Here is a 20,241-nt window from a genome sequence, read left to right as displayed (position 1 = left end):
ACACCCTCGAGGATTGCCGATGGCAACAACACTCCGGACCTGGTCCGGACTGATCTCCGCGCTCCTGGCCGGCTCCGACCTGACGGCCGTGGACACCGGCTGGGCGATGGACCAGGTCGTGCTGGGCGACGCGTCACCGGCCCAGATCTCCGGCTTCCTGATCGCCCTGCGGGCCAAGGGCGAAACCGCCGACGAGCTCGCGGGACTGGCCTCGGTGCTGCGTTCGCACGCCACGCCGGTGCGGATCGACGGGCCGTTCGTGGACATCGTCGGCACGGGCGGCGACCGTACCGGTGCCGTGAATGTCTCCACCATGGCCGCGGTCGTGGCGGCATCCACCGGTGTCACCGTGGTCAAGCATGGCGGCCGGGCCGCCTCCTCGTCCGCGGGCGGTTCTGCGGACCTGGTCGAGCACCTCGGCGTGCCACTCGGTCTGTCCGCCGCGGACGCGACGCGGGTGGCTGCGGACGTCGGACTCACCTATCTGTTCGCACCACGCTTCAACCCGGCCTTGCACCAGGTCGCCGTGGTACGTCGCGAGCTCGCGGTCCCCACTGCCTTCAACGTCCTGGCCCCGTTGCTCAATCCCGCCGACCCGCAGCATCAGCTAGTCGGCGTTGCCAACCCTCGGATGCTCCCAGTACTCGCCCATGCGCTCGCCCAGCACGGCAAATCCGCCCTGGTGGCCCGAGGCGACGACGGCCTCGACAAGCTCACCACCACCGGGCTCTCACGGCTATGGGTGGTGTCCGGCGGCTCCGCCCGCTCGCATGTCTTCGACCCACGCGCACTCGGACTGCGCCCGTCCACACTGGCCGAGCTCCGCGGCGGTGACGCCGCCTTCAACGCCCGTGTGCTCCGCGGTCTGGTCGACGGTGAGCACGGTCCGGTGCGAGACGTCGTACTCCTGAACGCTGCGGCCGCCCTGGCCACCCTGCACCTGGAAGACGGACAGTTGCTCGAACAGTTGGCGGACTGTCTCGAGCGGTGTCGACAGGCTGTGGACAACGGCAGTGCCGCCGCAACTCTGGAGCGCTGGTCCAATCACTCGCTAGCCGTGACCGATGAACTAGCGCATTTAGGCTCAGTACATGCTGTCTCTCCGCCCGCTGGTTCTGTCGGACATCGCGACGTACGCGCGATGGGGGCAGGACCAGCGGTTCTGTGAGCACGCCGGATGGACCATCGGCCTACCGCTGCCCGACTACGAGGCGCACTGGAACCGGTTGATCACCGAACCGCGTCCCGAGCTCATCCGGTTCGCCGCCGTTCTCGGCGACGAGATCGTCGGGTACGTCGACCTGCACGGCGAGGACCCGCAGCAGCGCGAACTCGGCTATGTCGTCGGCCCGTCCACCCGCTGGGGACAAGGCATCGGCACCGCCATCGCCCGCCTGGGCCTCGACCATGGCTTCGGTCACCTCAGCCTGGAGGCGATCACCGCCGATGCCTTGGACGCCAACCACGCGTCGATCCGCATCCTCCTCAGCCTGGGCATGACCGAGACCGGCACGGGCGCCGAAGAACCTTTCCTCGGCGCGCAGTCGTTCTACCGGCAGTTCTCGATCACGAAGGCTGAGTGGGAACGTGGTCGGCCAGGCGCAGGATCGTCCGGCTGACCAGGGCCGGGTTGCGCAGGCTCGGGAGGTGGTCGACGCCCGGCATCCAGATGAACTCGGCGCCGGGGATGCGTGCGGCGGTCGCGCCGGCGACGGCGGCCAGGATCGGGCGGTCCTTGTCGCCGACCATGACTACTGTCGAGGCCTGCACGGTTTGGAGGCGGTCGTAGACCGGTGGGTCCGGCTTCAGGTAGTCGCCCTGGTCGAACCACGCCGGAACGGCGGCCTGCAGTTGAGCGACCGCGGCTTCGTCATCCCCCGCGGCACCCCATAGCCGCAGCCCGAGCCGCACCAGTCCCTCGACATCCCTCTTGTCCGCGAGCGCCTCATACTCCGCGTCGAGCTCCGGCTCGTCCGGCATGGGAAACCCCGGCACCCCAGGGCACAGCAGCACCAAGCCCTGCACTCTGCCGGGATCCGAGAGCGCCAGGCTGAGCGCCGTACCGCCACCCATCGAGCACCCGACCAGCAGCGCGCGCTCCAGCCCGAGCTGATCCAGCACCGTCACCAGGTCCTCGAGCAACGAGAACTCGGCTGTCGGCGCCGCGGACTGCCCGTACCCGCGCACGTCGTACCGAACGACCCGACGCCCCGCCAGCGCGGGCATCACCGGATCCCACACCCGCGAGTCCCCCACCCCGGGATGCAGGAGCACCACGGGCACCCCGTCCCCCGCCACATGCTCCGCCCAAACCTCATCTGGCCCAACCGGAATCCGCAGCTCCATCCCTCTACCCTGCCAGGCCGAACCGAGCGAGACAGTGCCAGACCCGCTTCAACTCCTGCTCGTCGTACGCATCCGCAGCGTCCCCGATCGCCCGCGGCGTCAGCACCCCATCGACCGCGATCCGCCTGCCGACCTCGACGTACCGCGCCCCTCGGTAGTCCGGATGCCGTCCCAACTCCTCAACCGTCAACCGAAACCCGCCATGCCACTCCACCGCACAACCAAGCTCGTATGCCGCGTCCTCCACAGGAGTACCCCGATAACTCGGATCCAGCACCACCGCCTCGACATCCGTCGCCAACCGCACCGGACCATGCACTTGAGCCTCGACATAGTCATCCAGTACGTCGCACTCCGCCGCCTCAGCCATCGCGATCAGCCCCATCCGCTCCGCAACACCAAAGTGCTCCGGCTCGAAGCAGCTATCCGGATAACAGAACGTCGCCCGCGCAACCGCATCACCCCTCAGCCGCAGATGCGCCGACCCAAACCGCGGTGCCCCACCAACGACCTTGTTCCGATAGTTCAGAGCCCCATACACCGGCCGCGCACCCGCCGGAGCCCCGTCGTACGCCCCACCGAACATCCGGCTCTCCCACCGCCACCGATCCCCACCCGGATGCGCCGTCAACCCACCACTGCTGACTCCAGTAACAAACTGCGACACATACACGCCGTCCCTCGCCAGCGCATCCAGCACCAGCCGCCCCCGAACCCACCGATCCGGCCGAAAGTTCACCGTCACCCGCAACCCCGGGTCCACCGCGTCCCCAGCGGCTGCCGCGGCAACGAACCGCACTGCCCGCTCAGCAGGCTCATCCACCACGTTCCACCCCGTGGTCTATCGGCGGAGGATGTGGAGTGTGGCTCGACACATCCCGGACGGGCGTCTCACAACCTACCGGGCTGATGGCTCAAGGAAATCCGAGACAAGTGGGTACAGGCGGGTTATGGCGATACGGCGGGCAGGTGCGGCTGCGGTCGTCCGGACGCGGAGTTGGCGGTTCGTCCGTGGCGTCCTGGCGATGCTGGTGTTCGCGCTGCCTGTGGTGCTCCTTGGGTTGGCGGTGCGACAGAAGTTCGATCCGTTGATCAGGGCCGACGAGGCGGCCATCCGGGCGGCCACCGGGTTCAGCGTTCGTCATGGGCTGGTGCCGGCGCTGACCGTGATCCAGCTCGTCAGCCAGCCGATCTTCGTGTACCTCGTGGCGACCGTGGTGGTGGTCTGGGTCTGGAGGTCCAAGAAACTCAAGGGGCGGGCGTTGTGGGCGTTCGTCACGATGATGGTCGGCTGGGGAATCGGCGGCATCGCCAAGCCCATCGCCCAGCGCGCCCGGCCGGTCGTCGACGACTCGGTGCCGCATGCGCAGGGCTACTCGTTCCCCTCCGGCCATACCCTGAACATCACCCTGGCGGCCGGCGTCCTGGTCTTCCTGCTCTGGCCGCTGCTGTCCGCCACCCAACGCCGCATCGCCGTCGCGCTCGCGATCGTGGTGCCGGTGATCGTCGGTCTGGACCGGCTCTTCATCGGCGCGCATTTCCCGTCCGACATTCTCGCCGGGCACGTACTCGGTCTGGGCATTATGTTCGCTTCATGGATCGGATTCATCGGCAAGACGGCAGCGACCTCCTCACCAGGACCGTCGCACCCGGCGTAGCCCTCGGTGGCCTCATCATCGGCATCGGGCTCGCACTGAAGGGACCACTCGACGGGATCTCCCACGCCGAAGAGGCGGTCAACAAGGATCTAGCCGCCGACCGGAACGGAACCTGGGACACGATCACCGCGGTGTGGTCGCAGATCGGCAACACCGCGGGCGTCATCGCGGTCTGCATCGTCGTCTCGTCCCTGCTGCTGTGGCGAACCCGGGACCTGCGCCTGGCGCTCGTCGCACCGGTGGCGATCGCCATGCAGGGGCTGATCTTCCTGATCGCGGCCAGGGTCGTGGACCGCGATCGCCCACAGGTGGACAAGCTCGACGCGTCACCACCGACCGCGAGCTACCCCAGCGGGCACGTAGGCGCGTCGACCGGCTTGTACGTCGCATTCGCGCTGCTCGCACTGCGCATCGAACGCACCTGGCTGCGCTGGACCACAGTGATCCTCTGCCTCGCAATGCCCTTGCTCGTGGCGTTCTCCCGGCTCTACCGCGGAATGCACCACGTCACCGACGTCGGCGCCGGGGCCCTCAACGGCGCCATCTGCGCCCTACTCGCCTACGCCTGGTACCGCCACTGCACCACCCGCCGCCGCAGCAGCCCCACCCCACGCCCCGCTGCCGCCAGCCGCCCCTCAGGCCCCACCCGCAAACCCAAGTAACAACGCGGAGGGTGTGGGATTCGAACCCACGATGACGGTCACCCGCCATACCGGTTTTCAAGGCCGGATGGTTTGCAGGCTGCATGTGGTCTCTGACCTGGGGAAACTCCAGCGTCGCGCACGTGGGCGGAGACGTGCGGGCACTATGCGGGCACAGGGCACCGATTCCGCCCCCAAAACAAGGTGACCGGCTCGCCTCGTGAGGATGAGGCGAGCCGGTCTGGGGGTTGGGGTATCAGGCGCTCAGCGCGGCTTCAATCCGCTTCCGTGCGACCTCCTCTTGCCCATCTAGGAACTTGGCGTAGACCCTCAGCAGCACGTCCACGCTGTGCCCGGCCCAGGCAGCTACTCGTGGCGCTTCGACACCGCTCGCGAGCCAGGTCGATACGGCGGCGTGCCGTAGGTCGTATGGGCGCTTGGCGAGCTTCGAAGCTGCTGCGTCTTTCTTGCCGAAGGCCCGTTCCCGCACCTTCTTCCACATGGTTTGGTAGGTCACTGCTGGGAGGTCGCCGCCGCGCGTTGCCCAGAACAGCCGTCCGTCTGAATCAGTGCCGTGCTCCTTCAGGTGCTGGTGGAGGAGTGCGGTGAGCGCGGGCGGGCACGGTACCGGCCTGACCTCGCCAACGGCCCGATGCTTGAGCTGACGTTCGTCCCGATCTTTCCCGCCATCCGTCCAGACCGCCCCGGCGTACGGACTCGACTGTTCGAGCAGGATCTCCCCCCAGCCCACTGGCGGAAGGACCAACTGCGGTCGTCGGAGGCTTACGGCTTCCCCCGGCCGTAAGGCTGCGTAGTACATGACGGCGAAGAACGCGACCATCCTCGGCCCGCTGCCAGGCATCTCCCCGGTAGCAGTGAGAAGCGCCCGTGCCTGCGTCGGATTCGCCACAGTCCGGGGATCAACCGCACCGCCTGCCTGCTTGGGCGCCGTCCACTTGATCGATCCGATCGGGTTGCGATCGAGCAACTCCCGCTCTACGGCGTAGTCGAGCGCATTCGAGAAGACTGCCCGCTTCCGCGCGACCGTCGTCGCCGCCGCTGGTTTGCCGTCTAGCTTGCTGGCAAGAGCATCAAGTGCAGCTCGCAGCGTCTCGCTACGTTCCAGCGCCGACACTGGCTTGCAATTCCGCTCAACCCAGACCAGTGCGGTCCGTACATCGTCTGGCATTTCATCGTTGCGGCGCCGGGTGTTGAATGCCCATCCGTGCAGGGCTCTGCGGATGAGTTTCGCGTCCGGTTTCCCTCTGTCGTTGCTGAGCATCACGGGCGTGATCGAGACGAGCGAGTCGCTGATGCTCCGCCTGGTGGTCGCGGCTGCGCGCGGCCATTTCAGATCGACGTATTTGCAGGCGAACTCGTACCACGACATCGCCGCCACTGTCCGCGCCTCCGACACCGGGCGTCCGGTCTCGGTATCGAACGCTTCCCCGTTGCGCTGAGCGGTGACGAGGTTCGACCGCTCGGTGTCGGCTAGAGCAGAGGTCTGATAGGTCTTCTTGAACCCCTCCCCGTCCACCCGCCAGCGCACGGTGTAGCTGAATCGCCCTCGTTTCAGGGTGTTCTTCTGGATCGTGGGCCAGATCCGCACGTCATGAGAGCTTGGCATCAGGCGGCCTCTTCCCGGCTGTCCAGCCACCGTTCGAGTTCGATCCGGCGAACGCGGATCTCCCCGTTCGGCAGCTTGATGCAGCGCGGCCCGGTGCCCTTGGCTCGCCAGTCGTAGAAGGTCGAGCGCGAGACACCAAGGTCGGCGCAAACCTCATTCACAGTCAGTCGTTCCCGGCTGTTGATCGCTGTTGTGGGCGTCGCCACGATCGTCTCCTTCGATCCGTGCACATCAGGGGTTGCTGGGACATCTGGGACAGCCGTGTCATCGGGGTGTCCCAGACATTTGCGCTGGTCAGAGCAGGGGCTGGGACTCTGGGACACCTGGGACAGTGCTGCTGTCGGCTGGGAAGTACCGGCCGCCGTCGCGCCGCCTGAGCTGGCCGTCGTCGGCCATTCGTGTGCAGGTGCGGCGGATCGTGTCGCGGTCTTCTCCAAGGGCGTCAGAAATCGCCTTCGGGGTCGCTCCAGGGCATTGACGCAGGTAGGCCAAGATCGCGGCTCGGGTGCGGTGCAAGGTGTGATCGACGGCTGGCCCGGCGAGTAGAGCCCAGGTGCCGTTAGTGGCGTCGAAGCGCATCGCTCGTTCGGCTTCGTCGACGTCGCGGCCGGTGATGTGGAGTACGCCGTCGGCCTCACCACGTGGCCGTTTGAGCGCCATGATCGTGTCCGCCGCGCCAGCGATGCCGTTGGTACCGGACAGTTCCGCGGTGAAGTCGTCGGCCGCCATCTTGCGCAGGTGATGCACGAGCACGACCGCGATCCCGTAGTCATCCGCGATGCGCTTTGCGCGTCCCATCGCGGCATAGTCAGCGTCGTACGGATTCACGCCGGGCGGGCTCGTTCCGCGCATCTTGGCGAACACGTCGATCACCACCATGCGCGCGTTGCGCCGGGTGTCGAGCCATCCACGGATTGCGTCCGCGCCACCTGCGGGCAGAGTCGGGAACTCGGTCAAGAGAGTGAGCCCGGCAGGCGCCGGCGCATCGCCCAGGATCTTGCCCATACGGCTCTGCAGGCGTCGCGGGGTGTCTTCCAGCGCGAGGTAAAGCACCTGCCCCGCATCCACGGCGACCTCACCGAGCACGGATGCACCGGCCGCGATACCGAGCGCGAGGTTGAGCGCTAGCCACGACTTCCCGGCCTTCGGTGCACCGGCGAGCAGAGAGAGGCCTTCGGGGATAAGCCCAGGCACTGCCCAGCGCGGCGGCGCGAACTGTTCGGCCATCAGGCGATCGGCCGTCCACGCGTTCGCGAACGGATCGGCTTTCGACGGCCGGGCCGGTTCGGGCTGAGGCTCTACCTCGAGGGGAGGCGGCCAGTCCGGGTAGATCACGTCAGCCATCCGGAACGGCTGATCGTCCTTCGGGTCTTCCGCCAGGTTCATCACGCGGCCACCTGACGCGGCCGCTTCGCCCCGGACCGGAGTCCTGATGTGATGGTCTTGTCGGCCTCCCATGCCGTGTAGGCACCAGCAGCGATCTGGGCTGACGCGGCATGGGTCAGCGCAGCGCGTACGTCGGACTCGGACAAGGAGCCACCGGCAACCAACTGCCCCAAGGCGACACTCGCGGTGTAGAGCACGTGGTTGCGTTCGCCCTCACCCGCAGTGCGGACGCGCTCGGTTTCGGCGCGGATCGCCGCGTCGAGGTAGCCAGATCGGCGGCCCGTGTCCAACCGGATCGGCGTCGTCACCTGCGCGGGCAGCGGAGCGGGTCTCAGCGCCTCTGTGAGCCATCTGGGCAACGGCGCCGGGCTGATGTCGTACACGGTCCGGTAGCGGCGGCCAGCGGCCATAGAACCAGCACCGACGACGTACCCACCGCAAGCGCGAGTGTCGACTAGCCACCCGATCCGCGCTTGCGAGTTGCGCAGCTCGATCCCGCCCGGAGCAGTGAAGTACAGGTGCTCGCCACCGCGGCCCGTGACGACGGTGTGGGTGTTCCAGGGGTACGCCTCGCCTATCGCGTCCGCGCGGTCAGCGAGAACATCGGCCCCGCAGGTGACGCCCGGCTTCCGCCACAGCTCAGGCACGGTCTGGTCCGGCTTCGGCTGGTCCAGGTCGACCACCACCAACCCGGACGGACCGCAGGCAATCCCGACGCCGTAAGGACCGGCCGTCCAGCACCTCTCGATCCGTGCCGGGTCGGTAGTAGCGCGATGCTCCCAATTCTCAATCGCGGGGCGCTTGTCATCGGGCGCGAGCGGGAACACGTGCCATCCACGTGCAGCGGCAGCGAGCGCGGCAGACAGGTAGACGTTCATGAATGGTTGCTCCTCCGAGATGGGTCAGGCCGCGTGCGGGTAGCTAGCGGCGTCGATGCAGTCCACGCAGCGGCCGTCAGAAGTCGGGATGCAGTAGTCGGTGACGGCCTTGCACAGCCCGCAGGTACGGCGGGCTTGCATGGCCTTGTCCAGGGCATTGAGCTGGGCCGGTGACGGCACGCGCGACGGCTTGGCCAGGTCGAGCCGGTACAGCCACGCCCAGCGCTTGCCGCCTCGCCACACCAGCAGCGCGTACGGCTGCTGACCGCCCGGAGACATGCGCAGCGCGCGGAGTTGGCGCCGGGTGGCGAGTCCTGCGGGCGCCCACCGGAACCGGAACACAGGGGTTCCGTGGTGGTCCCACCCGAGGGCCTGTTTGCCGTTCCACAGTTCGATCCAGCGCGACGCGGCAGGGTGGATTGTGGCGCGGTCGATCGGCGCGGCCATCAGCGCTTGCCCTTGCTGGTCGTGTTGTCACCGGCGCCGTGGACGGCGCGGATGTGGTTGATGACGTGGCGTCCGAGCCGGACCCGCAGCCCGGAACCCTGGCAACGTGGGCAGTGCCGGTACGCGCGGCCGAACGGCGACTTGAACTTGCCCGCGCCCTTGCAGCGGCGGCACTTGCCGAACGGCCAGATCAGGCAGGTGAACAGGTAGAAGCCGACGGCGATGGTCACGATGAGTGCCACCGTGGCGACCTGGCCGGCGGTTTGGACGGTCGCTGCGAGCTCGCTACCGTGGGTAGCGGCGGCGGAGATAGCGGTAGCGGGGTGGTTGGACACGGGATGCCTCCAACAGGCTGTTTTTGGGCGTGAGGAGCCAGAGCCGCTACTCGCTACGCCTGAGCGAACGGCCTGGTCAGGTTCGGGTTACGGGGTAGCGGGACGGGTAGCGCAGCCGCTACCAGTAGCGTTCCGGCCGCTACTACGACCGCCCCGCACCCTCGGTTCAGTTGGTTACTCTCTGTTGCCCGCGGCTTAGGTGCCGGAGCGGTCGCGTCGGGCCATCGCGGCGCGGATGTCGTCGGCCTTGACTCCCTTGCGGACCACGCCGTCGCGCTTCACGTTCACCGATGGCACACCCTGCGCGCGGGCCTGCGCGGAGATCGCTTCTGGGGTGGTCCCGTCGTACTGCTCGGGCATCTGGTTGCCGAGCCGTCCGGCGATGGCGTCCCAGTGCGCCGACCCATCCGGACCGAGCACGGCGGCGATGTCGGCCAGGACGTCGCGGCTTGCCCGCTCGAGCTCCTCCCCGGCCGCCTCACCGGTCAGCGTGCCGAGCTGTTCGCGGTGCTTCCTTGCGGCGGTAAGGATCTTGTCCGCGTCGGTCGCGTCGGCCAGGAACGACCGCACGGTGGGGGTGTTGTCGGTGACGCCGTACAGGTAGCCGACGCCCCGGTACTCGTCGCCCACCGGCAGCGTGGAGGCGTCGAAGCCTTCCTGGTAGGCGTCGCCGCCCAGGATCGCCTCGGACACGATGCGGTTGCCGCACTTGAGCGCGAACCGTGCCGAGTGGTTGTCGCGGTACCGGTTGAACAACCGGCCCACGTCACCCGCGCCGACGCTGCCCGGCTTCTGCGAGCTGGACTCGATGATCACACCGGCCGACGGGCCGACCGCCTGGATGCGGGACAGCTTGGCCGCGATCTCCTTGTTGACCGCCTGGTCCTCGGTCTCGAAGTAGACCTGGAACTCCTCCATCACCATTACCAGCACCCGCAGGTCTGGGTAGCGCGGGTCGCGGGCGAGTTCCTTGGTGAGCTTGCCGTCTGGGCACATCGTGACCGGCAGCGACGTGAGCACCGAGTTGACCCGGTCGATGTGCGCGAGGACCTCGTCCAGGATCGCTTGCAGGTGCTCAATCGGGTTGTTGTCGTTCGGGTTCGGGTGGGTGCCGAACACGGTGCGATGCGCGATCTTCTTGAACGCCAGCCAGTCCGGAGAGTTCTTGCCGTCGACAACGATCAGCTTCACGTACGGGTCCAGCGCGGCGTGCAGCGCCACCAGCCGGGCAAAGAACGTCTTGCCCTTACGCGGCTGTGCACCGACCAGCAGCGAGTTCCACATCAGCAGCAGCGTGACGAGTGAGTCCCGCTCGTCCTTGCCCAGCTTGACCGGTTCCCAGATCGAGCGCGGCTTGCAGTCCAGCAGGTCCGTGCGGCCCACCGGGACCGCCAGCGGGTCGCGGTCGGCGACGAACAGCGTGTGCCGCCGCGAGCTGGTCTTGTCCGGGGTCAGGAACACCTGATTCACGTGCACATCCAGACCGGACGCGATCTTCTCCCGAGCACCAGCCACATCCGACCAGCCCTTGCCATACGGGAGATCCACGACCACCTGAGACCCGGTATTGCGGGCGTCTCGGGACATGGGCGACCCGAACCGCACCTCCTGGTCGGCCTTGTCGGGCTTGCCGAGACCGGCCGCGTAGTAGGCGCGCAAGACGATGTCGGAGTTGAGCTTGCGGAACCGGGGCGCGACCACAGCGGTACCGACCAGCGTCTGACCCGCCGGGCGACCGTAGTGCGCCAGACCCGCGACCGCAGCAGCACCCGCAGCCACCAGACCAGCAGCGGGAGCAGCGTTCCACAGGATCGGGGCGGCGATCAGCAGCCCGAGGTTCTGCAAGGCGAGGACGCCGCCGCGCCACATGCGCGTTGCCTTGAGCTGGCGATGGATCTTCTCCCACTCCTTCAGCTCGCCCGCGTCGGCTGCCTTCTGCTCCAGCGCGACCGAGTTCGGCACCCACCACCACCGCATCTGCTGCCCGATCAGCCGCGACAAACCACGCGACGCGAACCAGCCGAACTTCGTTGCATACCAGGGCGAACGGACCGCGTGGAACGCCGCCACATGCCCAGCGCGAGCCACAGCGCGGGTCGTGGTGGCGCGCAGGTTCTCCCGGCGCAGGTGGGTCGGGATGATCGGCAGACGCTGCCCGACCGCGACCGGCACCGGCAGACCCGGCGTGTCCACCGGCATCATGACCTTGCCGGTCGCCGGGTCGTCGTCGGTGTCGTCCAACGCGATCTCGTAGGCGGTGTCCATCGACTCCACCTCGCTCGGTGACAGCGGCACCATCGCGCCGGCCATCTCGTCGGTCGGCCGCGACTCGTCGTCACGGCGGGCGCGGTGCGCGTCCAGGTCGATCGGCTCGGGCAGGTTCCCAGCAGGCATATCGGTCATGTCAGTGGCTCCTGTTCTCGCGGGTGTGGATCAGGTGGGCCAGCGCGGCACCCATGCCGAGCACGGCAACGGGCAGGCAGGCAACGACGGTGGTGATCTGCCACGGGGCACGAACGACGCCAGCGGCCTCCAGCAGGTGATAGGCGACCTGGCCCAACGCACCCAGACCGAGCGCGGACAGAGCCGACACCTTGGCGAAGCGGCGAGCACGGGCAGGGACTCGGCCGGACAGCCACACCCGCAGCGCGAACGCGGCGTAGGTCTCGACCCCGATCGGCAGCGTGATCGCGGAGTTGATGGTGAAGCCGTCAGCGATCCCCGGCAGCGGGTGGACCACCCCGAACCCGGTGAGCTCACCGAGCCCGACCCAGCCGGACCAGACCGCGACGAACGCGGGCAGTGCCAGCAGCAGCACGGGCCAGGACCGCACCGGGTTGCCGTTCACGGCCGAAGCCGCGGGCACCACCTCAGACGGGACGGTCTGTGCGGGCGGAGCCAGGTCTACAGACTGCGTGACCTGCGGTGATGCCTCCTCCCGTAGCGCGGGAGGCATCTCGTCCGACCCGCCATCCTCGTCGGCGGTACCCGAGTTCGGGACCGCGTGCAGGTGCGGCTCTACGGGCTCCGCGGCGGTCTGAGGTGCGGGCTCGGTCAGGGCGTCCAGGACCGAGCGGGCCTTGTCCGCGCCGATCCGGAACTCCTTCATGATCCGGTTCCGCGACGGCACCGACCCTAGGTTGGCTGCAAGCTCGCGGGCGGCCGGGATCAGGTCCTCGACCGGGACCGGGTACGTCGTACGAAGCGGCGTGCTCATCGCTGAACCTCCTTGCCCAGCAGGACAGTGCGGGCGTCGGTGAGGAACGCGGCCAGCTCCAGCAGATCGCCGTACCGCAAGGCGTGCTCGGCCGAACCAGCCGGGGGAACGTCACCGCGAACGGCGGTCACGAGACCGGCAAGCCGAGCGTCCAGCTCGCCGTGGATATCGGCCGGGGACTCGACACCCAGCCGGTCAGCCCAGCTCTGCTCCAGCGTGACCATGCGACGGCGGCTCATGCGGCACCGTCCTCAGCGGTCTCCTGGTCGGCCAGCTCGCGGCTGACCTCCAGCACCCTGCGCTCCGCACGCCGTACCCTGCGACGGTCCAGAACCGACGCGTAGGGACCCGCGTTGATGAACGCGATCTGCGCATCCAGCAGGTCCAGCTCAGCCGCGATCAGCGGCCACTCGGAATCGATGGCAGCCAGCGCGGCAGGGGACGGCCCCTCACCCTCACTACGGACCGGCGAAAGGTAGATGATGCTCATTGGGGTTGTGCTCCTCTTCAGTGGACTAGCGCGACCCAGACGCCTCGGCGGTTGCACCCGCCGGGGCGTCGCTCTTAGGTTCTAGATCCTAGTTTCGGATCTCTGTTTCGGATTACAGTAGCGCGAAGGATCTGAGTTTCGCAAGTGTGGTCCGATACCATGGGACTGTGACTGACATTCGGGAAGAGCTCACCGCCGCGACCCGCCTCTACCGGCAGACCGAGAGCGCCCACGAGGCCGCTCGGCAAGCAGTCATCGCCGCCGCGCTCGCGGCTCTCCGGGAAGGCGTCACGCCGAACGAGGTCGAGGAGTTGTCGCCGTTCACGTCGGCATATGTCCGCCGACTCGCTCGCGCCGAGGGCATCCCACCGGCGCCGCCGGGTCCGAAGCGCCGGGCAGTCGGCTCGGAGCCGCGATGACGTTGCATGGTTCTTCATGCCACCCAGCTTGTCGTCGGGCAGGCACTGTCAGTAGTCGACAGCGACAGACGGATCCGGACATGACCGCTGTCCCTGGACATGGGAGGACGTGACCGATGTCCACCACCGTCCCGAAGCCGATCTCGGCGCGAAATGGCGTACTCATTCAGCACCGCGAGGCGAAACGTTGGGGTAGGGGCCGACTCGCGGCCGAATTCGAGAGAATTGGGCGCGAACTCGGCCTTAGCGTCCCATCTCGCGGCGCGATGGAGAAAGCCATCTACCGTCACGAGACCGGCGAGAGCCACGTCACGGACACAATGTATGTCCGCCTCTACTGTGCGGCGTTTGAATGCTCTCCGCATGAGCTATTCGGTGGACTGGCCGAATCTTTGGAGTCGACCGAACCGGAATTCCACCTCACCAGCAACAAGTTCTCGCCAGTCTACGTAGGCCCCGAAATTGTGGCGCAACTGGGCCGCACCCTGCCCGTCGAGCAAACGGTTGTCGAGCAGGTGGAGTGCTGGTCGATCAAGGTCGATCACCCACGCGGCGAATGTGTCCTCTACGGATTCCCGTGGGGATGCCTCGCCTATCACATTAAGGAACCGCTGAGTAAAGACTCAGTCGCCGACGTTGCGGTTTGGCGACATGGGTCATATCCGCGGGAGCTCGAGTGGGCAGACCAGCATGTGAAGTCACTAATTGATGAGTCGCATAGCGGCCCCGAGTATATCTTCAGCGCATTCTGGGTTCCCACGCCGAAATGGAAGGGCGAGCAACTCGTCACGGCCATGAGACTTCTTTGCGCACAGAAGACCTTGCTCGATCATGGCAACGAGGAACCATCTCGACCGCACGCGGAGTTGGTCGAACAGGCATTCATGCGCGACGGGTTCTCCGATCCGCGAATTCTCGAATTTGGCGTAAGCGGAATCTCCTACGGTTACGCGAGCTGGTCATCAGTGGCGTATCACCCGCTGGAAGGGCGAAGAGGTCTGCCGCAACAAACAATCGTTGACTTCGAGATCATCGTTCAATCGCTGTGGTGCTTCTGTCACCACATCCGATCACAAATCGAGGCCGGACGTGACCCTCAGGTCTCAGATGGATACGATTGGCGCTGGCTCCGCGGAATGACGTCGAGACTAACCAATGCCCGACCACGAGAGTCCGCGCAGCATGTGGCCATGAGAATCACGATCCTGCAATCAAGCGGACTTGAGGGCCACCTCAACAACACTCTCGGAATTCTGAAGGATTCGTCAGAAAGGCAACAACGTGATCCCCGCTGACGACAGCGTTCTTGTCCTCGTCGACGTACAGAACGGCTTTGTCTCGCCGCGCTCAGCACATGTTGTCCCCCGCATTGCGAAGTTCACTCGGGAGTGGGCTGCTGCCGGACGTCCATACGTCATGACGCGATTCATCAACTACCCGGACTCGCTCTTTGAGCAGCTCATCCGGTGGACCGCAATGATGCCGGGCACACCAGAGACCGAGATCGTCGACGAGCTCGCCGACATGGTGCCGGGCGCGGCCGCTGTCATGGACAAGCCCACCTACTCTCTCTTCAACGACGAGGGCACCGAGCTGGTGCTCCGCAACGGCTGGAAGCACATCGTCATTGTCGGCCTCGACACCGAGTCCTGCGTCCTCAAGACAGCCGTCGACGCGTTCGAGCTGGGACTAGTTCCGTGGGTCGTGCACGACCTGGTCTACAGCCATGCCGGCCAGGTCGAGCACGACGCCGGGCTACTCGTAACGGGCCGATTCATCGGTCGCGGGCAACTCGTTCAGGCGGAGGACATCCTCGCGACCGGCGCTGCCACTGCTACCGCGTGAGGTGCCCGACTGCGGGCGCGCAAGTGTCCTGTCTGTCGGCCTGACGTGTTGCTCACCCATCCCAACGCACCCCCGCTAGGCTGCTCAATACAAGGAGGCTTCCTGTGCGGATCACGAATTTGACGCTACGCAACTGGCGTACATTTAAGAACCTTGAGGTGGCTATCGGTGAACGGCTGATCATCGTAGGCCCTAATGCCAGTGGCAAATCAAACCTGCTCGACTCGATCCGGTTCTTGCGTGACCTGGCGCGCGACGGCGGGGGTCTGCAATCTGCCGTTCGTTCTCGGGGCGGACTCAGCCGAGTCCGCTGCCTGTTCGCTCGGACGCACAACAAAGGCTGGGTTGAGATAACAATAACCATTGGGGACGATGAAGATCCGAAGCGGTGGACATACTCGGTTTCCTTCGCTGGCGAGAAGGGCGGCTTGAATAGGCCGGTCGTGGCGCGCGAGCTGGTCAAGCGCGGCGACACGGTTCTAGTCGAGCGACCCGACAAACAAGACGAAGCGGACCCTGAGCGACTAATTCAGACCACCCTGGAGCAAATTTCAGCCAACAAGGATTTCCGTGAGATCGCGGACTTCGTAGCCGAGACTCGATACTTACACCTCGTTCCGCAGATCATCCGGGATTCTAGCCGCTCAGGCGATTTGCGCGATGATCCGTTCGGCGGAGACTTCATTGCGCGAATGAACAGGGTGACCCAGCGTACTCGTGATAGCTGGCTTCGGCGCATCACTGCAGCACTCCAAATCGCTGTGCCCCAATTCGAATCTCTACAGGTGATTACCGACCCTGCGGGACGCCCTCATTTGGAGAGTCGTTACACGAACTGGCGCGTGAAGGGTAGTCGACAAGATGAGGGTGATTTCAGCGATGGAACCTTGAGGCTCATTGGGCTTCTCTGGTCGCTCGTCGAGGTTGGTCGTCGGGCGACACCGATCCTCCTTGAGGAGCCCGAACTGTCCCTTCACCCTGCGGTCATTCGTCTATTGCCCCAGGTGCTCGCTAGCGCTCAACGCGGCAGTGGCGCGCAAATCTTACTGACAACGCACAGCCCGGATCTGCTCGACGACGAAGGAATCCGACCCGAGGAAGTACTTGAACTTGAACCGACATCCGATGGCACAGTCGGCACTACCCTTGATCAGTCGCCCGAGGTGATGGAGCTCCTGGACAGTGGACTGACTCTCGCGGACGTTGTTCGGGCACGATCGGCACCGCCGGGCATCGAGCGTCTCGCGAAGGTCAGCCTGGCTTCACGCTGACGTGGTTACGGTCTCGATTGCGGTAGAGGGTGCATCAGACGTCCCCGCCGCAGAAAAGATACTGGCGAGCAGATCGATCACGGTCGACCAGAGGCGAATATTCGTAACACGCGGAAAGCATAACTTCGATAAGAAGATTGGGAGCTACAACAACGCTGCCGAGAATTCCCCATGGTTTGTCCTGAGGGACTCTGATCGTGACGGCAGCGACTGCCCAGCGACGCTCCGTGAGATGCTTCTGCCTGCGGATCGTCAAGCTCCAGGGTTGTGCTTCAGGCTGGCGGGTCGAGCGTTGGAAGCTTGGCTGATGGCCGATTCGGAGACCTTCGCCAGGACGTTCTCGGTCGCGAGATCTGTTATTCCAACAAATGCCGAGGAGCTTCCAGATCCAAAGGAGGCACTCATCAACGTATGCCGAAAGTCTCGTAGTTCAGAAGTCAGGAAGGCCATGGTTCCGCCGGTGGGAAGCACCGGGCGCGTCGGTCCTGAGTACGTCGCCCGGATCTCCGACTACGCTCGCGACGCCTGGCGTCCTGACGTAGCAGCTACCGCCGCCCCGAGTCTCGCTCGCGCCCTCCGCGAGATCGACAACTTGCTGTTGACTGGCGTGTGGCGTTGATCCGGGTCTGATCCGCTGCGCCGCGGAGAGCTCGCCTGTCGCCAGCACGCTCGCCCGTCAAGCTGCGTCGGCGGACTCCTGCCCCGGCTTCGACAGCCGTGGTTCGGCGCCGGCCATTATGTACCCCAGAATTCAGCCGGGCGCATCTGTCGCAACATCAAACAAGATGGTCATTGGCTCGCCCATCGGGTCATAGCCGACGCTGACGACCTGGCCGCCGTTGCTGACGACCTGGTTCACGGCGTCATTGAGGATGTCGAGCCATAGCCTGCTGGAGTTTCCAGGATGGTTTTCCTGGAACTGGTCTGTTAGCTCACTGGTTCTGATGAACTTGTAAGGCACTTGCCCTCCCGTGGGGACCAGAGACCTTCGCAGCCCGCACAGACCAACATGCTTAGTGTCGACTAGGTTCCATGTGTCGGCGTGCGAACAGTCGGCAAGCAGACAGCAGAAGGAAGTATGTGGACTTCGCCGCATGAACAAACGACTCGTCGTTGATGACGAGCTGAGCGTCTATCCCGCCAGGAATGTTCACCTCAACCTTCCGATCAGATCCACTGAGCACTGCCCAACCGAAGCCGTGCTCAAAGCCCGACAGTTGCCGCCATGTCGCGACCAGAAATGGGCTGAACTGCTTCTGTTCCCGTACGAAGCTAATCTTAGACAGCTCGGCGGTCACGTCGATCTTTTGTCTCAACCTATCGAACGAACGTCCAAGTGCGATCGCCTCCGCCCGGTAGGTCTTTAGTGAGCCATTTTCCCACTGCTTCTCGCTCTCCTCGACCAAGTTCCGCGCCTGAGGGAACGCGTTGAACACTGCTCGGTGCTTGCGTCGCTCCAAAGCATCGAGAATCTCACACCGGAGTCCCCGTGCTCGACGCTCCCGGCCTTCTTCAGGGTCGAGAAGCCAGGCCGCGAGGAATGAGCTCTCAAAGGTAGGTCGAAGCAAGCTCCACGGTGCCCACATAGTCGCGCCGTGGTGCTGAAGCAGAGCAAGGAGTGCCTCGTGATTGTCTCTTGCGACACCGAGGTAGCGGGTTGCGCCCATATACGTTCGGGGGCCAGCCGCTTGGGACTCATCGAAAGACCGAGCGGAGAGCACGCGGTTTGGCCCGAGTGGCGGCAGGCGTTCAAGGTTCTGGAACTCCTGCGCGATTATCCGCCAGTACTCGGGCAGATTGCCGAGGTCCATGGTCTCGCCGGTCGGGATCGATGCGCGCATCTTCGAAGGGTAGCCGGTCAACCTGAGCTGGATACTGGAATTTGGCAGCGTCGAACACTGGTGTGTGGACGTGGAACCACGCCCGATGCGTGCCCGATCCGAGCGACCCTAGTATCTGAGGCGCGATAGCTACGGCGGTTCGGTTGTCCCGTGACAGACTGCCTGATCCTGAGCCAGGTCAGAACACACCCGGGGCTGCGTCCTGCGGACATCGATCGCCGATGGTCTTCCTGTGTGTCACCGGGAGTGCTGGAGTACTCACATGAGGCCGGACGACTTCTTCATTGACCAGACGATCCCAGCAGCGTGGGGTCTGCCCTCCGAACGCATCGTCAATGATGACCTGCTAGTGGCCCTGCGACGTGGTGCCGTCGAGGGGCTGCCGGACGTCGAGGTGGCCGGCGCACTTGCGCGACTGGTTCACGACGATCTTGAGAGGTTCGGCACGAGCGGTGGGGAAGAGTTGTCGATTCAGGGGATGCGCGCTGCAATTCTTGCCCTACGCGCAGTCGTAACGCGGATCGGCGTTAGTGACTTTGACCTCCCATTTAGGGACTACAGCAGTTTTAAGTCGTTCTGGTTGCGTAACGACGGCTACGGCAGTTGGCAGGCTCGTCGAGATCTCCTGAATAGCCTGATCGATCCACTTCATGACCGGCTGATCGTGCTTGAGAGCCAGTCTCTCGACTCCAGCCTGGCGCAGCCGATCAGTCCGCGGTCAACTACCGGATGGGCGCGCGTCGACGAAGAAGTCCTGGAGCTGCGCCGCCACTTCCAGATCGCTCGCACGGCGCAGGACTATCGCAATGTCGGCAATGACTGCGTAATCGTGATCGAGACGTTGAGCCGTCAGGTTTACGACCCGGCCGTGCATCTCCGGGAAGGGGAACAGGTGCCTCCGGTAACGATGACGAAGGCGAGGATCGAACGATTCATCGAGGACGCGGCTCCAGGATCAGGGCAGGCAGATCTGCGCAAACTAGCGCGGGCAGCGATCGAGTTCGCGCAGAGCGTGAAGCACAGCGCGACAGGCACCCGTCGAGATGCAGGCATTGCGGCGGACGCGGTGATCTTGCTAGCCAATCTGCTGAGACGACTCGACGAGCCAATCTGAGATGCCCAGTGGATTAGAACGGCACCGGGGACAGCAAGCCGCGCCCGTTACGGGCACCTGAGACGACTGCGACTGACGATTCTGTCCCAAACCGATGCTGTCCCAGCTGTCCCACTGTCCCAGCGAGGGCTCTGACCTGCGCAAATAGGTGGGACACCCGTAGCGGGGCCTTGTCCCAGATGTCCCAGGCGGTACCCCGCCTAGTTGGCCGTGCTCTCGTGCCTCGGTGCCAGAGAGGGGGCTGAAACACGAGGGGCTGGTGGTAGGCAGGCCCGGTACTAGTGACCAGGTCCGGGCGGCTCGGTTCGCGGGCACAATGCGGGCACAGATGGCCGTAGACCGCTGGTGTTGGCCGGACACAGCCGGATGCAGCCGGACTGCCGAGGTGGCGCCTCCAAGCAGGTGTTTCAGCTGGTCAGAGGCCTGTTACGGCGCTCGAAAGGCGGAGGGTGTGGGATTCGAACCCACGATGACGGTCACCCGCCATACCGGTTTTCAAGACCAGCGCACTCGGCCGCTATGCGAACCCTCCAGACGGCTGTGCCGCCGATCGTTGAGGATAGCGCAGGGCGGTGGGGTGGAAGTCGAGTGCGGGGGCGGGTAGCCACCGGTATGGTCTCGGCAGAGGCGGACGGGCCGCCTGGGGTACCGACGGAGGTGAGGGCAATGTCTCGGTCGTTCGAGGACATGGCACACACCGTCCGGTCGGCGCGCTGACCAGTAGCT

General features: G+C 65.4%; 24 protein-coding genes and 2 tRNA genes. 10 read left to right on the top strand and 16 right to left on the bottom strand.

What is annotated here, in order from left to right:
* Positions 1-19 precede the first annotated feature (19 nt).
* Both trpD and AB0E63_RS22820 read left to right on the top strand, forming a co-directional pair.
* The gene (gene trpD, locus AB0E63_RS22825; protein ID WP_360369521.1) at positions 20-1,168 is read left to right on the top strand and encodes an anthranilate phosphoribosyltransferase; all 1,149 of its coding nucleotides are present in this window, start codon (positions 20-22) and stop codon (positions 1,166-1,168) included.
* Positions 1,092-1,619 (top strand): GNAT family protein, encoded by a 528-nt coding sequence (locus tag AB0E63_RS22820; protein ID WP_360369518.1) that lies wholly within the window; start codon positions 1,092-1,094, stop codon positions 1,617-1,619. The genes trpD and AB0E63_RS22820 overlap by 77 nt, the downstream gene beginning before the upstream one ends.
* On the opposite strand, the gene AB0E63_RS22815 is transcribed toward AB0E63_RS22820, so the two are convergent.
* Together AB0E63_RS22815 and AB0E63_RS22810 are read right to left on the bottom strand one after the other, a co-directional pair.
* A complete protein-coding gene (locus AB0E63_RS22815) occupies positions 1,567-2,346 on the bottom strand; it encodes an alpha/beta hydrolase (protein WP_360369515.1) in 780 nt (259 codons plus the stop codon). The two genes, AB0E63_RS22820 and AB0E63_RS22815, sit on opposite strands and share 53 nt — an antisense overlap.
* Before the next feature lie 4 nt (positions 2,347-2,350).
* Complete coding sequence (locus AB0E63_RS22810; protein ID WP_360369512.1) at positions 2,351-3,169, bottom strand: DUF3626 domain-containing protein; 819 nt, start codon at positions 3,167-3,169, stop codon at positions 2,351-2,353.
* A 127-nt stretch (positions 3,170-3,296) separates the two neighbouring features.
* Here AB0E63_RS22810 and AB0E63_RS22805 point away from each other — a divergent pair, with 127 nt between their 5' ends.
* Complete coding sequence (locus AB0E63_RS22805; protein WP_360369509.1) at positions 3,297-4,004, top strand: phosphatase PAP2 family protein; 708 nt, start codon at positions 3,297-3,299, stop codon at positions 4,002-4,004.
* Positions 3,941-4,666, top strand: coding sequence for a phosphatase PAP2 family protein (locus tag AB0E63_RS22800; protein WP_360369506.1), 726 nt, complete (start codon positions 3,941-3,943; stop codon positions 4,664-4,666). The genes AB0E63_RS22805 and AB0E63_RS22800 overlap by 64 nt, the downstream gene beginning before the upstream one ends.
* Positions 4,667-4,674: 8 nt before the next feature.
* On the opposite strand, the gene AB0E63_RS22795 is transcribed toward AB0E63_RS22800, so the two are convergent.
* The 11 genes from AB0E63_RS22795 to AB0E63_RS22745 all read right to left on the bottom strand — a co-directional run bounded on the left by AB0E63_RS22795 (position 4,675) and on the right by AB0E63_RS22745 (position 13,025).
* Positions 4,675-4,765 (bottom strand) — tRNA-Ser (locus AB0E63_RS22795).
* 136 nt (positions 4,766-4,901) lie between these two features.
* A complete protein-coding gene (locus AB0E63_RS22790) occupies positions 4,902-6,254 on the bottom strand; it encodes a tyrosine-type recombinase/integrase (protein WP_360369503.1) in 1,353 nt (450 codons plus the stop codon).
* A gap of 17 nt (positions 6,255-6,271) precedes the next feature.
* Positions 6,272-6,478 carry a helix-turn-helix domain-containing protein gene (locus tag AB0E63_RS22785; protein ID WP_360369500.1) on the bottom strand — a complete coding sequence of 69 codons (207 nt, stop codon included), beginning with the start codon at positions 6,476-6,478 and terminating at the stop codon, positions 6,272-6,274.
* A gap of 88 nt (positions 6,479-6,566) precedes the next feature.
* Positions 6,567-7,658, bottom strand: a complete 1,092-nt coding sequence (locus AB0E63_RS22780) for an AAA family ATPase (RefSeq protein ID WP_360369497.1) — start codon at positions 7,656-7,658, stop codon at positions 6,567-6,569.
* The gene (locus AB0E63_RS22775) at positions 7,658-8,536 is read right to left on the bottom strand and encodes a bifunctional DNA primase/polymerase (protein ID WP_360369494.1); all 879 of its coding nucleotides are present in this window, start codon (positions 8,534-8,536) and stop codon (positions 7,658-7,660) included. Before AB0E63_RS22775 ends, AB0E63_RS22780 begins: the two co-directional genes overlap by 1 nt.
* 24 nt (positions 8,537-8,560) lie before the next feature.
* Positions 8,561-8,983, bottom strand: a complete 423-nt coding sequence (locus tag AB0E63_RS22770; RefSeq protein ID WP_360369491.1) for an RRQRL motif-containing zinc-binding protein — start codon at positions 8,981-8,983, stop codon at positions 8,561-8,563.
* The gene (locus tag AB0E63_RS22765) at positions 8,983-9,318 is read right to left on the bottom strand and encodes a hypothetical protein (protein ID WP_360369488.1); all 336 of its coding nucleotides are present in this window, start codon (positions 9,316-9,318) and stop codon (positions 8,983-8,985) included. The genes AB0E63_RS22770 and AB0E63_RS22765 overlap by 1 nt, the downstream gene beginning before the upstream one ends.
* Before the next feature lie 195 nt (positions 9,319-9,513).
* The gene (locus tag AB0E63_RS22760; RefSeq protein ID WP_360369485.1) at positions 9,514-11,721 is read right to left on the bottom strand and encodes a cell division protein FtsK; all 2,208 of its coding nucleotides are present in this window, start codon (positions 11,719-11,721) and stop codon (positions 9,514-9,516) included.
* Position 11,722: 1 nt separating this feature from the next.
* The gene (locus tag AB0E63_RS22755) at positions 11,723-12,535 is read right to left on the bottom strand and encodes an ABC transporter permease (RefSeq protein ID WP_360369482.1); all 813 of its coding nucleotides are present in this window, start codon (positions 12,533-12,535) and stop codon (positions 11,723-11,725) included.
* A complete protein-coding gene (locus tag AB0E63_RS22750; RefSeq protein WP_360369480.1) occupies positions 12,532-12,774 on the bottom strand; it encodes a hypothetical protein in 243 nt (80 codons plus the stop codon). Before AB0E63_RS22750 ends, AB0E63_RS22755 begins: the two co-directional genes overlap by 4 nt.
* A complete protein-coding gene (locus AB0E63_RS22745) occupies positions 12,771-13,025 on the bottom strand; it encodes a DUF6284 family protein (RefSeq protein WP_360369477.1) in 255 nt (84 codons plus the stop codon). The genes AB0E63_RS22750 and AB0E63_RS22745 overlap by 4 nt, the downstream gene beginning before the upstream one ends.
* Before the next feature lie 167 nt (positions 13,026-13,192).
* Between AB0E63_RS22745 and AB0E63_RS22740 the strand changes: the two genes are divergently transcribed.
* From AB0E63_RS22740 to AB0E63_RS22720, 5 genes are all read left to right on the top strand, one after another.
* Entirely contained in the window at positions 13,193-13,444 is a 252-nt protein-coding gene (locus AB0E63_RS22740) for a hypothetical protein (protein WP_360369474.1), read from the top strand.
* A 116-nt stretch (positions 13,445-13,560) separates the two neighbouring features.
* Positions 13,561-14,739: a hypothetical protein gene (locus AB0E63_RS22735; protein ID WP_360369471.1), complete on the top strand. Its 1,179-nt coding sequence runs from the start codon at positions 13,561-13,563 to the stop codon at positions 14,737-14,739.
* Positions 14,726-15,289, top strand: coding sequence for an isochorismatase family cysteine hydrolase (locus AB0E63_RS22730; protein ID WP_360369469.1), 564 nt, complete (start codon positions 14,726-14,728; stop codon positions 15,287-15,289). Before AB0E63_RS22735 ends, AB0E63_RS22730 begins: the two co-directional genes overlap by 14 nt.
* Positions 15,290-15,393: 104 nt before the next feature.
* Positions 15,394-16,560 carry an AAA family ATPase gene (locus AB0E63_RS22725; RefSeq protein ID WP_360369466.1) on the top strand — a complete coding sequence of 389 codons (1,167 nt, stop codon included), beginning with the start codon at positions 15,394-15,396 and terminating at the stop codon, positions 16,558-16,560.
* Position 16,561: 1 nt separating this feature from the next.
* Positions 16,562-17,179, top strand: coding sequence for a hypothetical protein (locus tag AB0E63_RS22720; protein ID WP_360369463.1), 618 nt, complete (start codon positions 16,562-16,564; stop codon positions 17,177-17,179).
* 132 nt (positions 17,180-17,311) lie between these two features.
* On the opposite strand, the gene AB0E63_RS22715 is transcribed toward AB0E63_RS22720, so the two are convergent.
* On the bottom strand, positions 17,312-17,521 hold the full coding sequence (locus tag AB0E63_RS22715; protein ID WP_360369460.1) for a hypothetical protein: 210 nt from the start codon (positions 17,519-17,521) through the stop codon (positions 17,312-17,314).
* A 52-nt stretch (positions 17,522-17,573) separates the two neighbouring features.
* Positions 17,574-18,401, bottom strand: a complete 828-nt coding sequence (locus AB0E63_RS22710) for a hypothetical protein (RefSeq protein ID WP_360369457.1) — start codon at positions 18,399-18,401, stop codon at positions 17,574-17,576.
* 262 nt (positions 18,402-18,663) lie between these two features.
* Between AB0E63_RS22710 and AB0E63_RS22705 the strand changes: the two genes are divergently transcribed.
* Positions 18,664-19,515 carry a hypothetical protein gene (locus AB0E63_RS22705; RefSeq protein WP_360369454.1) on the top strand — a complete coding sequence of 284 codons (852 nt, stop codon included), beginning with the start codon at positions 18,664-18,666 and terminating at the stop codon, positions 19,513-19,515.
* 443 nt (positions 19,516-19,958) lie between these two features.
* Here AB0E63_RS22705 and AB0E63_RS22700 read toward each other — a convergent pair.
* A tRNA-Ser gene (locus AB0E63_RS22700) sits at positions 19,959-20,047 on the bottom strand.
* Positions 20,048-20,241 lie beyond the last annotated feature (194 nt).

It is taken from the genome of Kribbella sp. NPDC026596 (assembly GCF_040638415.1).
Classification (GTDB): domain Bacteria; phylum Actinomycetota; class Actinomycetes; order Propionibacteriales; family Kribbellaceae; genus Kribbella.
This window is presented reverse-complemented; position numbering and strand designations above follow the sequence as displayed.